At 71.7% G+C, this 11,781-nt stretch carries 11 protein-coding genes and 1 rRNA gene; all 12 read right to left on the reverse strand.

Annotation, left to right across the window (positions count from 1 at the left end; translation table 11 throughout):
• Positions 1 to 12 precede the first annotated feature (12 nt).
• Complete coding sequence (locus ACIRRS_RS20370; protein WP_402972521.1) at positions 13 to 1,398, reverse strand: DNA polymerase IV; 1,386 nt, start codon at positions 1,396 to 1,398, stop codon at positions 13 to 15.
• Between the two features lie 49 nt (positions 1,399 to 1,447).
• The gene (locus tag ACIRRS_RS20375) at positions 1,448 to 2,152 is read right to left on the reverse strand and encodes a vancomycin high temperature exclusion protein (RefSeq protein WP_402972523.1); all 705 of its coding nucleotides are present in this window, start codon (positions 2,150 to 2,152) and stop codon (positions 1,448 to 1,450) included.
• Positions 2,153 to 2,262: 110 nt separating this feature from the next.
• Complete coding sequence (locus tag ACIRRS_RS20380) at positions 2,263 to 2,907, reverse strand: MerR family transcriptional regulator (RefSeq protein WP_402972496.1); 645 nt, start codon at positions 2,905 to 2,907, stop codon at positions 2,263 to 2,265.
• A gap of 227 nt (positions 2,908 to 3,134) precedes the next feature.
• Positions 3,135 to 3,611, reverse strand: coding sequence for a bifunctional nuclease family protein (locus tag ACIRRS_RS20385; RefSeq protein ID WP_402972498.1), 477 nt, complete (start codon positions 3,609 to 3,611; stop codon positions 3,135 to 3,137).
• Positions 3,612 to 3,696: 85 nt separating this feature from the next.
• Positions 3,697 to 4,392 carry a MerR family transcriptional regulator gene (locus ACIRRS_RS20390; protein ID WP_402972525.1) on the reverse strand — a complete coding sequence of 232 codons (696 nt, stop codon included), beginning with the start codon at positions 4,390 to 4,392 and terminating at the stop codon, positions 3,697 to 3,699.
• 182 nt (positions 4,393 to 4,574) lie between these two features.
• The gene (locus ACIRRS_RS20395) at positions 4,575 to 5,117 is read right to left on the reverse strand and encodes an FHA domain-containing protein (protein WP_402972500.1); all 543 of its coding nucleotides are present in this window, start codon (positions 5,115 to 5,117) and stop codon (positions 4,575 to 4,577) included.
• Positions 5,118 to 5,700: 583 nt separating this feature from the next.
• The gene (locus ACIRRS_RS20400; protein WP_402972501.1) at positions 5,701 to 6,816 is read right to left on the reverse strand and encodes a DUF881 domain-containing protein; all 1,116 of its coding nucleotides are present in this window, start codon (positions 6,814 to 6,816) and stop codon (positions 5,701 to 5,703) included.
• Positions 6,800 to 7,132, reverse strand: coding sequence for a small basic family protein (locus tag ACIRRS_RS20405; protein WP_030062488.1), 333 nt, complete (start codon positions 7,130 to 7,132; stop codon positions 6,800 to 6,802). Before ACIRRS_RS20405 ends, ACIRRS_RS20400 begins: the two co-directional genes overlap by 17 nt.
• Positions 7,129 to 8,190 (reverse strand): DUF881 domain-containing protein, encoded by a 1,062-nt coding sequence (locus tag ACIRRS_RS20410; protein ID WP_402972503.1) that lies wholly within the window; start codon positions 8,188 to 8,190, stop codon positions 7,129 to 7,131. Before ACIRRS_RS20410 ends, ACIRRS_RS20405 begins: the two co-directional genes overlap by 4 nt.
• 166 nt (positions 8,191 to 8,356) lie before the next feature.
• Positions 8,357 to 10,852 carry a sugar phosphate nucleotidyltransferase gene (locus ACIRRS_RS20415; RefSeq protein ID WP_402972505.1) on the reverse strand — a complete coding sequence of 832 codons (2,496 nt, stop codon included), beginning with the start codon at positions 10,850 to 10,852 and terminating at the stop codon, positions 8,357 to 8,359.
• 124 nt (positions 10,853 to 10,976) lie between these two features.
• Entirely contained in the window at positions 10,977 to 11,597 is a 621-nt protein-coding gene (gene pgsA, locus ACIRRS_RS20420) for a CDP-diacylglycerol--glycerol-3-phosphate 3-phosphatidyltransferase (protein ID WP_402972506.1), read from the reverse strand.
• A gap of 98 nt (positions 11,598 to 11,695) precedes the next feature.
• Positions 11,696 to 11,781 (reverse strand): 5S ribosomal RNA (rrf, locus tag ACIRRS_RS20425); the annotation flags it as partial.

Consider the following 11,781-nt stretch of genomic DNA (forward strand, 5'->3'; position numbering starts at 1 on the left):
CGTTCCGCGTTCTCAGCCCTCCGCCGGCTCCCCCGCCGCGGGCTCGCGCAGCGGCAGCGCCCGCGAGGGCTCCAGCGCCGGATCGTCCACCGCGAAGGTCCGCACCCGCCCCGGCCCGCTCCACGGCGTCTCGAAGCGCACCGTCACCCGCCCCACGCCGCTGCCCTGCACCCACCCCGGCCCGAACTCCGCGTGCTCGACGTCCTGCCCGGGCCACCAGCGCCGCACGACGGCCCCCGGCGCCTCCGCCTCCGCCGGCTCCTCCTCGGCCGCCTCCGGGTGCTCCGCCGCCTCCTCCCGCAGCGCCTGCGCGAACAGGTCCTCCTGCGTGTAGTCGGCCAGTTGGGCCACGCCCACCCCCAGCAGCCGCACCCCGCCGGTGATGTCCACCTGCTCGGCCAGCCGCCGCGCCGTCTCCACGACCACCGCCTCGTCGTCCGTCGGCCCCCGCAGCGTCTCCGAGCGCGTCAACGTCGAGAAGTCGAACCGCCGCACCTTCAGCACCACCGTCCGCCCCGAGCGCCCCGCCGCCCGCAGCCGCCGCACGCAGCGCACCGCCAGCGTCTCCACCTCCCGCAGCACCCGGTCCCGGTCCGCCAGGTCCACCTCGAAGGTGTCCTCCACCGAGACGGACTTCGCGTCCTGGTCGGGCACCACCGGCCGGTCGTCCAGCCCTATCGACATCTGGAAGATCCCGGCGCCGTGCGCCCGCCCCACCAGCTGCACCAGCTCCGCCTCCCCCGCCTCCGCGAGGTCCGCCACCGTGCTCAGCCCGGCCCGCTTCAGCACCTGCTCCGTCGCCGGCCCGATCCCCGGCAGCGCCCGTACGGGCATCGGCCCGAGCACCGCCCGCTCCTGCCCCGGCTCGATCAGCACCATCCCGTCCGGCTTGGCCTTCTCGGAGGCGATCTTCGCCATCAGCTTGGAGCCCGCGGCGCCCACCGAGCCCGTCAGCCCCGTGCGCCGCTGGATGTCCGCCCGCAGGTCCTCCCCCAGGGCCAGCACCAGCGCCTCGCCGGTCGCGTGGTCCGCCTCCGCCAGCGCCGGGCCGTACGGACCGGCCTCCAGGTCCACGAAAGCCTCGTCCAGGCTCAGCGGCTGCACCAGCGGCGACAGCTCCCGCAGCAGGCCCATCACGATCTCGCTGTTCTGCCGGTACGCCTCGAACCGGCCCGTCAGGAACGCCGCGTTGGGGCACAGCCGCCGCGCCTGCGCCATCGGCATCGCCGAGTGCACCCCGAACCGGCGCGCCTCGTACGAGGCCGTCGAGACCACCCCGCGCCCGCCGAGCCCGCCCACGATCACCGGCTTCCCGCGCAGGCTCGGCTTGGACGCCTGCTCCACCGCCGCGAAGAAGGCGTCCATGTCGAGGTGGATGATGCTCGGCAGGGAACGCACCCGGCGATCATCGCTCACGGGTACGACAACACCTCCGAACCGGGCCGGGCTACCGGCCCGCGGCCTCCGCCAGCGCCTTCGGGATGCCGTCCTCCTTCGGCCCGAGGAACTCCGGGTCCGGCCGCAGCAGCGCGTTCACCGCCGCCTTCCCCGCCCCGGCCACCTCGCGCAGCCCGCCGTACAGCCAGGTCTCGTCGTGCCACTCCGGCACCCCGACGGCGTACGAGCGGATGCCCGCCGCCTCGCACAGCGCCAGCGCCCGCCGGACGTGGAAGTCCTGGCTCACCAGCACCGCCCGGTCCACCCCGAAGATCCGGTGCGCCCGGGTGCAGGAGTTCCAGGTGTCGAAGCCCGCGTAGTCCCGCACCACCCGCGACCCGGGCACCCCGTGCTCCGTCAGGTAGCGGTACATCGCGTCCGGCTCGTCGTACTCGACCCGCCCGTTGTCCCCCGTCACCAGGATCGCCTGCACCTTCCCCGCCCGGTACAGGTCCAGCGCGGCCACCAGCCGGTGCTCCAGGTACGGCGACGGCCGCCCCTGGTCCAGCCCGGCGCCGAAGACCACCGCGACCGGCGCGGACGGCGCGCTCTCCACCGTGCCCACCCGGTCCCCCGCCGCGAACCACAGCCAGGCGCTGGGCGCCAGCGCCAGCGAGCACAGCACCGTCACCAGCTGGAACAGCCTGCGCTGCGCCCGCCGCTCGCGCAGCCGTACCCGTATCAGCCCGGCCCTGCGCCGCAGCAGGTCCAGCATCCCGGTGCCGCCCCTCACACGCCCTCCCTCGATCGCCTCACCGGACGAACGACGAGGCCGCGGGCCCGGACGGTTCCCCGTCCGGGCCCGCGGCCTCGTGTGACGCGTCCTCAGACCGCCCGGTTGCGGCGCTGCGCGAGCTCGTCGCCCGGGTCCTGGCCCACCAGCGTCTCGCCGGTGTCCGTCCGCTCGGCGTGCAACCGCCCGAGGGTCCGCTCCAGTTCCTGCCAGACGGCCCCGACCGCGATGCCGAACACCCCCTGACCGCTCTTCAGCAGGTCGACCACCTGCTGGGGCGTGGTGCACTCGTACACCGTCGCGCCGTCGCACATCAGCGTCAGCCCGGCCAGGTCGCCCTGCTCCGCCGCCTGGAGGTGGGCGACGGCCACCCGGATGTTCTGCAGCGAGACCCCGGCGTCCAGCAGCCGCTTGACGATCTTCAGCAGCAGGACGTCACGGAAGCTGTAGAGCCGCTGGCTGGTCGCCGGGTACGCCGTCCGCACGCTCGGCTCCAGCAGCCCCGTGCGGGCCCAGTAGTCCAGTTGGCGGTACGTGATGCCGGCCGCCGCACAGGCCGTCGGCCCCCGGAAACCGATCAGTTCGGAGGTCGGTGCGAGTCGTTCGATCGCCGGCTGGCCCGGCTGCACGGCGGGGAACCTGCCCACCCTGGGCATGTCGGCCACGGTGCGAGCGGTGCGCGGCACGTGTACGGCGCACAGGCCTCCCACGGCCGCGTCATCGCCGGTGCTGGTCATGCCTACCTCCGTCCACTCGTGCTGCGGGCAACCCGACTGCGGGCATCGGCCACCCGGACAGCCACTCCTGACGACGGTAGGCAGTCCCCTATGACCCGTCAACGATCGCCACGCCGAGCCGGACAAACCACATCACTCAGGAGAGTGGTTTTTCGTGCCCCTAGTGTGGGTAGGTGGACGGCTTTTGGCAAAACCGGCGAGCGCGACCGCCGCCCGCCCCGTCCGCGCTACTGCGGACCACTGCCCCCGAAGTCCTCGGGCGACACCTGGTCGAGGAACTCGCGGAACTTCTCGACCTCGTCCTCCTGCTCGTCCGGGATCGCGATGCCCGCCTCGGCGAGCACCTCCTCGCTGCCGTAGATCGGCGTCCCGGTGCGCAGGGCCAGCGCTATGGCGTCGGACGGACGGGCACTGACCTCGACCCCGCCGGCGAAGACCAGCTCGGCGTAGAACACACCCTCGCGCAGGTCGGTGATCCGCACCTCGGTCAACTGCTGACCGAGTGCTTCGAGGACGTCCTTGAACAGGTCGTGCGTCAGCGGGCGCACCGGAGTCATGCCCTGCTGGGCGAAGGCGATCGCGGTCGCCTCGCCGGGGCCGATCCAGATCGGCAGGTAGCGGTCTCCCCCGACCTCCCGCAGCAGCACGATCGGCTGGCTGGACGGCATCTCCACCCGGACACCCACGACGTCGAGCTCATTCACACAGGCAACCCTATGGCTCCGACCCCGGATATGAAAGCGCAGGGCCGACGCCGCTGGTCAGCGCGGTGCCCCGTCGGCGCGACCGCTATCCCCGGCCGCGCAGACCGGCCTGGACCATTGCCGCGTGCAGCCGCACCGACAGCGTCGCCAGTTCCCTCGCGGTGGCCTCCGCGTGCGCCCTGGTCTGCGGGTTGCGGTGCCGGCGCAGGGGTGCCACCACCTGGTCGACCAGCGCGATCTCCCGGTCCGCCGCCGCCTTCATGGCCCTCAGGTGCCGCGGCTCCAGCCCGTACCGGCCGAGCTCCGCGACCAGCCGGGCCACCTGCAGCGCCTCGCCGTCGTACCCGCCGTCCGGCCCGGGCGCGACCAGCCCGTACGACTCCCACTCCGCCAGGTCGCCCTCCCCGGCCTCGGCGGCGGCCAGCAGCTCGGCCCGCCCGAGGCGGACCCCCGTGGCCGCGTCGGCCGAGGCGACGAGCTCCCGGTCCGCCTCCTCCATCGGCCCGGGCCGGGTGTCGGCCGCCGCCGGCAGCGCGGGCGGGGCCTCGCCCCGCTCGATCGCGTCCAGGTGCTCGCGGATGACCCGCAGCGGCAGGTAGTGGTCCCGCTGCATCCGCAGGACGTACGCCAGCCGCTCGACGTCGGACGGGCTGAACTTGCGGTACCCCGAGGGCGTGCGCTGGGGCTCGACCAGGCCCTCCGCCTCCAGGAAGCGGATCTTGGAGATGGTCACCTCGGGGAAGTCGTCGCGCAGGAAGGCCAGCACCGCGCCGATGCTCAGCAGTTCGTCACCGCCGCGCCGCCGCCCGCCCGGCCGTTCCGGACGGACCGGCTGCCTGGGACCCGCGACCACCCCGCGCCCGCCCCGGTCCGACTGCGGACCGGAGGACGACGCGGGGGCGGCCGCCCCGAGAGAAGAGGAGGGGGGATTCGTACTCACTCGGGCTCCTGCCGACGTTGGTTTCAGTACCCCCGGTTGTGGCCGGCGAAGAACACCAGCCGGTACTTGCCGATCTGCACCTCGTCGCCGTTGTTCAGCGGGACCTCGTCGATCCGCTCCCGGTTGACGTAGGTGCCGTTCAGGCTGCCCACGTCGGCCACGCTGAAGCCGCCCGGCGTGCGGCGGAACTCCACGTGGCGGCGCGACACGGTCACGTCGTCCAGGAAGATGTCGCCCTGCGGGTGGCGGCCCGCCGTGGTCACGTCCGAGTCCAGCAGGAAGCGGCTGCCCGAGTTCGGACCTCGCTGGACGATCAGCAGGGCCGAGCCCGGCGGCAGGGCGTCGATCGCCGACAGCACCTCGGCCGACAGGGCCGGCGTGGCGCCGGTGCCGGTCGTGGTGTTGGGGTCGTAGGACTCCAGGCCGGAGATCGAGATGGTCGAGGTGGTCTCCGCCGCCCCCTCCGGCAGCAGCCCGCCGCGCAGCGCGGTACCGCAGTTGGAACAGAAGCGGGCCGCGGCAGGGTTCTGGTTGCCGCACCTGGGGCACGGAGTGGGGCCAGCCATGTTCACAGCCTCCTGGCGCGGCACACCCGACGGGTTGTGCCCGGCGTACGGGTCCGGTGCAAACCCTCCACCAGAGGTTGAGGGTCCTGACGGGAAACCTATGCGCGGGTCGCCGGAGGGGTCAACCGACGCGCCGTAGCCCGCGGGATTCCCCGCGTACTGCGCGGCGGCCCCGTCGCGGAACATCGGCTGGCCGCCGTACGGCGCCGCCTCGGGGGCCGGGCGCATCCCCGGCACGGCGGGCTCGTCCTCCGGCCGGCGGTGCCGTGCGGTGGGCGCCTCGACGGCGGCCGCGTCACGACCCTTGTTGCGACCGAACAACTTCGAGAAGAAACTCACGGGCGAATCCCCTTGCGTGTGACAGACCCGCCCGCGGGGCAGGGTGAGAACCTCGGACAGGCTGTGGGACCGGCTGGGGCCGGAGCCTGCTGGAGTGGTACTCCGACTGTTGGTGCTGCGCTTGGTGCTCCGGTGCGTCCCTGCGCTCTCCCGAGCACCGGTACGGACCAGTCTCGCCCACGCGACGGCGGAACCCCGCACCGGGTGCCGCCCGCACGTGACGGGCCGTTCGACGGGCGCCGCGTCACTTCGTGGCCGGTTTGGCGTACTGCGGCGACTTCGGGTCCACCACGGCGTCCACGACCACCTTCTGCTGCTGGGTGATCGTCGCCCGCGCCTGGTTGTTCTCCAGCGTGCGGACGACCCCTCCCGGGATGTTCAGCGCGGGCGTCAGGTCCTGCGGGTTCCCGACGACGGTGAACCGGTAGGGCTGGGAGACCTTCTTCCCGTCGATCTGCACGCCTCCGCCCGACACGTCGGTGAAGTAGGTGCTGACCACCACGCGCACATCGTTGATCTGAATCGCCTCCGCCCCCGCCGCTCGAAGTTCCTGCAGGGTGTCCAGCAGCATATCCGCCTTCACCTGCCCTTGGGGATCATCGACAGTGAGTACGATGCCCGGACCAGTGGCTTTGACGGTGCCGGCGAGCACGCCCAACTCCGTCGCCTTCTTCCTGGTCTGCTCCTGGGCCTCCTTGGCCTGGTTCGAGCTGTTCTCCAGCTTCCCCAGGGACTGCTCCAACTCCGCCTTCTCCTGTTGGAGACGCTGCTGACGGCTGTCCAGTTCGTCGAGGATGCGGACCAGGTCCTCCTGACGGGCGCCGCGCAGCTGGCTGTGGTGGTCGTTGGTCGAGCGCACCTGGATCGCCAGGCCAAGGCCGAGCGAGAACAGCAGCAGCGCCACCACCAGCTGACCGCGCGACAGCCGCGGGGGCCACAGGGCCGCCTTCAGCCGCCGCCGACCGGCGAGCCGGTCCGCCGCGGGGTCGGCCTCCGCCTCCGGCTCGGGCTCCGCCGCGGGTGCTGCCTCGGGTGCCGCATCCGCCTCGGCCGTCGGCTCGGGCGTCGGCTCCTCCACCGGCTCCGCGGGCTCCTCGGTCTCAGGCTCAGCCTTGGCGTCAGACTTCTCCGCCGCCGCCCCGGGCTCCCCGGCGGGCTCCTCCGCCTCCTCGGCGGCGCCCTCCTCAGCCTGCTCCTCCGCCTGCTCCGCCGCCCCGGCGTCGGGCTCGGCCTCCGTCGACGGCTCGGCCACGGCGTCCTGCGCCGGCTCCTCCACCGCCTTCTCGGATGCCTCCGGCTCGGCGCCCCTCCCCTTCTTCTCCTCCGCCTCCACGCGGCCCGCCTCAGGCACGGAAGACATGGCGCCGGATCGCGGCCGCGTTGGAGAAGATGCGGATGCCGAGGACGACGACCACCCCGGTGGACAGCTGCGAGCCGACGCCCAGCTGGTCGCCGAGGAACACGATCAGGGCCGCGACCACCACGTTCGACAGGAACGAGACGATGAACACCTTGTCGTTGAAGATCCCGTCCAGCATCGCCCGGACACCGCCGAACACGGCGTCCAGCGCCGCCACCACCGCGATCGGCAGGTACGGCACGACGGCGTCCGGCACCTCGGGCTGGACGAAGAGTCCGACGACCACCCCGATCACGAGACCCAGTACGGCAATCACGGTCTAGCTGCTCCTGTCCCTGTGTGGGCTGTGGTGGTCTTCCCGGAGCCACCGGGCGTTCGGCGCCCACCGGTCGCACTCGCCGACGGTGAGACGGACGCACCGGGGCTCGGCGAGGTTCCGGGCGCCGCCGACTGCGTGTCGCTCGGGGCTGCCGAGGGGCTCGTCGTGGGCGTCGGCTCGGGCGTGACCGGCTGCGCCGTCCGCAGCGTCACGCCGACCGCCGCCGGCAGCGACAGGCTCTTCTGCACGGAGAGCGTCGACTTGATGCCGTACTTCTCCTGGAGGATCCGCAGGTACTGCCCCGCCATCCCGCTCTCGAAGGCGGGCATCACCTTCGGCCCGTCCCCGATCGCGAGGACGGTGTACGGCGGCACGAGCGGCCGGTTGTCCACGAGGACGGCCTCACCGGCGGCGCGGATCGCGGAGAGCGCGGTCAGCCGCTGGCCGTTGATCGAGACGGCCTCGACACCGGCGCCCCAGAGCCCGTTGACGACCAGCTGGATGTCGCGGTCGCGCAGCCGCCCGCTGTTGGAGAAGCCCTGCCCGGCCCGCGGGTCCACGTTCCCCCCGCCGCCGGTGCCCGGCGCGTCCTCCAGGACGAGCTTCAGCCCCGGGCCCTCCACCTCGCCCAGGCCCACCGATCCGGCCAGCGTCGCGGCGTCCCCGCTCCCCGAGGCGAGCGCCTGCTGCTGGGTGCTGTCGACCTTGCGCCGCAGGTCCTGGACCTGCTTCTGGAGGTGGTCCGCCGAGCCGTTGCTGTCGTTGATCCGGCTGATCAGCGCGTCGCGCTCCTTGGCCAGCGAGGGCTCCGCCTTGTGCGCGTTCACCGCGCCGACCGTGACGACCGTCCCCACCAGCGCCAACCCGGCGCCCAGTGTCAGCAGCCCCCGGGCCGTCCTGGGTATCCGGCCGTCCTGCCCGGCGCCCCGCGCGGCGGCCGCCTCCGCGTAGCCCTCGTCCAGGCTGTGGTCCATCACGTTGGTCAGCAGGGACATCGAGGCGTCCGGGCGGTTGTACCGTCCGTTCGGGGCACTCGGCGTCGGCGTCGCTGGCATGCCGACCATCGTCCCATGGCGGCGATCGGGCCCGTGCACGCCCCCTGAGCTGGGCACACGCCGGAAAGTGACGGACCATTCCGAATGAGGTGAAAACGGACAGCGGGGCGCGCGAACCGAGCCGCGCGCCCCGCCGGTCAGACCGTTCCGTCGGCCGTCGCCGGGATCACCGCCCCGCGCCGTCGACCACCGCCGCCCACTCGTCCAGCAGCGCCTCGGTGGCCTCGTCGTCCGGCCCCTCCGCCCACAGGTGGGTGACCGCCTCGGCCGGGTCCGGCAGCACCAGCGTCCAGCGCCCGTCCGCCTCGACCACCCGCACGCCGTCCGTCGTGTCCAGCTGACGGCTCCCCGCCGCCTCGACGACCGAGCGCATCACCATGCCCTTGGCCGCCCACGGCGTCGCGATGTCCCGCCGCCGGATGTGCGCCTGCGGGATGCGCGCGTCGATCTGGCTCAGCGTCAGCTGCGTGCGTGCCACCAGGCCCACCAGCCGTACGAACGCCGCGGCGCCGTCCAGGACCCCGCTGAACTCCGGGACGACGAAGCCGCCGCGCCCGTCCCCGCCGAACACCGTGCCCTCGGCGGAGGCCGCCTTCGCCAGGTCGTCCGGCGTCGTGGTCGTCCAGATCACCTGGGTGCCGTGGTACGCGGCGACCTGCTCGGCGATCCGCGTGGTCGTCACCGGCAGCGCCACCTGCCCGCTGCGCCGCTCGGCGGCGACCAGGTCCAGCAGCACCAGCAGCGCCCGGTCGTCGTCGATCACCCGGCCCAGCTCGTCCACGAACGCGACCCGCTCGCCGACCGGGTCGAACCGGACGCCGAAGGCCGCGCGCGAGGAGGCCACCAGCTCGCCCAGCCTGGCCAGCCCGGCCCGGCGCGTCTCCGCGTCCTCCGTCGGCCGCGCCTCGTCCAGCCCGCTGGAGACGGACAGCGCCTCCACCCCGAGCCGGCCGAGGATGCTCGGCAGAACGAGCCCGGCGCTGCCGTGCGCGGTGTCCACGACCACCTTGAGCCCGGCCTCGCGGACGCCGGTGGTGTCCACCGTCCGCAGCAGGTTCCCTGCGTAGGAGTCGAAGACGCTCGACGGGAAGGTCAGGTCGCCGATCTCCCCGGGGAAGGCCCGGCGGAACTCCTGGCGGGCATAGACGCGGTCCAGCTTGCGCTGCCCGGCCTGAGAGAGGTCCGCGCCCCGCTCGTCGAAGAAGAGGATGTCCAGCGAGTCCGGCACGCCCGGGGTGGTCCGCAGGAAGATCCCGCCCGCGCTCCCGCGCGCCGTGTGCTGCCGGGCGACCGGCATCGGCACGTTCTCCAGGTCGCGGACGTCGATCGCCGAGGTCTGGAGGGCCGAGATCATCGCCCGTTTGAGTGCACGCGCACCACGCGAGTGGTCACGCGCAATGGTGACGGTGGCCCCCTTCTTCAAGGTCGTGGCGTACGCGCCCGCCAGCCGTACGGCCAGCTCGGGGGTGATCTCGACGTTCAGGATGCCCGAGACGCCACGGACGCCGAAGAGGTGCTCCTGGCCCCGGGACTCCCAGATCACCGAGGTGTTCACCACGGCGCCGGCCTCGATCGTCTTGAACGGGTAGACCCGGACGTTGGCCCCGATGATCGACTCCTCGCCGACCAGGCACTCGTCCCCGATCACCGCGCCGTCCTCGATCCGCGCGGCCCGCATCACGTCGGTGTTCTTGCCGACCACGCACCCGCGCAGGTTGCTCTGCGGCCCGACGTAGACGTTGTCGTGCACCACCGCCCGGTGCAGGAAGGCCCCGCGCTTGACGACCACGTTGCTGCCCAGGACCGTGTGCTCGCGGATCTCGACCCCGGCCTCGACCTTGGCGTAGTCCCCGATGTACAGCGGCCCGCGCAACACCGCCTCCGGGTCCACCTCCGCGCCCTCGGCCACCCAGACGCCCGGCGAGATCTCGAACCCGTCGAGCTCGACCTCGACCTTGCCCTCCAGGACGTCCGCCTGGGCCTTGCCGTAGCTCTCGTGGGTGCCCACGTCCTCCCAGTAGCCCTCGGCGACGTACCCGTAGACGCCCTTGCCCTCCTTCAACAGCTGGGGGAAGACGTCGCTCGACCAGTCGACGGACTCGCCGGCCGCGACGTAGTCGAAGACCTCGGGCTCCATCACGTAGATGCCGGTGTTCACCGTGTCGGAGAAGACCTGCCCCCAGGTCGGCTTCTCGAGGAAGCGCTCGACCCTCCCCTCGTCGTCGGTGATCGTGATGCCGAACTCCAGCGGATTCGGCACCCGGGTCAGACAGACGGTGACCAGTGCGTTCTTACTGCGGTGAAAGTCGATCAGTTCAGTGAGATTGAAGTCCGTCAGAGCGTCACCGGAGATCACCAGAAAGGAATCGTCCTTCAACGCGTCCTCGGCGTTCTTGACACTCCCCGCAGTGCCGAGTGGCGTCTCCTCGTGGGCGTACGTGAGATGCATGCCCAGTTCCTCGCCGTCACCGAAGTAGTTCTTGACCAGTGACGCCAGGAACTGGACGGTGACGACGGTGTCGGAGAGGCCGTGCCGCTTCAGCAGCCGAAGCACGTGCTCCATGATCGGCATATTCGCGACCGGAAGCAGCGGCTTCGGCATGCTGGAGGTCATCGGGCGGAGTCGGGTTCCCTCGCCCCCTGCCATTACAACGGCTTTCATTACGGGTGAGTCCTCCTTCGCGGTGGTGGACCTTCAGGTCCATCAAACCGTTCCAGAGGGTTCTCTACCCGAAAGGTATCGTCCGACGCACCGACCCGGCGTGGGACTTCTCTCAGATCACGTCTCAGCCAGTGGACGCGGTACCCGCCGTGGACGACCGGACGATCTGCCGCGCCTGAACCGCGTAAAGAATGGCAGCCCACCAGTACAGAACGGTCCCCCACCAGATGAACGCCCAGCTCACGACCTCTGCCGGCCGCGCGATCCAGCTGTCCAACTGACCGAGCAGGAGAAGCGGAAACGCGTACATCAGATTGAAGGTCGCGGCCTTACCGAGGAAACTCACCTGGAGCGGTCCGTAACCGTGCCGGTTGAGAATCGGTAGGAGAACGCTGATGAACAGGTCGCGCGCCACCAGAATGGCCGTCACCCACCAGGGCAGAATCCCGCGCCAGGTCAGCCCGACGAGCGTGGAGAAAATGTAGAGCCGGTCCGCCAGCGGATCGAGCAGCTGCCCCACCCGGCTGATCTGCCCCCACCGCCGCGCGAGCTTTCCGTCCAGATAGTCGCTGATGCCGCTCAGCATCAGGATCAACAGGGCCCAACCGTCGTTCTTCGGGCCGTCGAAGACCGGCCAGAGAATGAGCCAGAGAAAGATCGGAACGCCGACCAGCCGGCCCATGCTGAGCAGGTTGGGGATGGTGAGGACGCGATCGGTCTGGACCCGCGTCTCCTGGACCTCCACCCGGGGGCCTCCTGAACCGTGTGACGACAATGCACGTTGACCATACAACAGAGAAGCCCCCGTCCGGTTCACCCGGCGGGGGCTTCTCTAGAAGAATTGTTCGGCGGCGTCCTACTCTCCCACAGGGTCCCCCCTGCAGTACCATCGGCGCTATGAGGCTTAGCTTCCGGGTTCGGAATGTAAC

Origin of the sequence: Kitasatospora sp. NPDC101183 (assembly GCF_044767945.1) — a bacterium.
Classification (GTDB): Bacteria; Actinomycetota; Actinomycetes; order Streptomycetales; family Streptomycetaceae; genus Kitasatospora.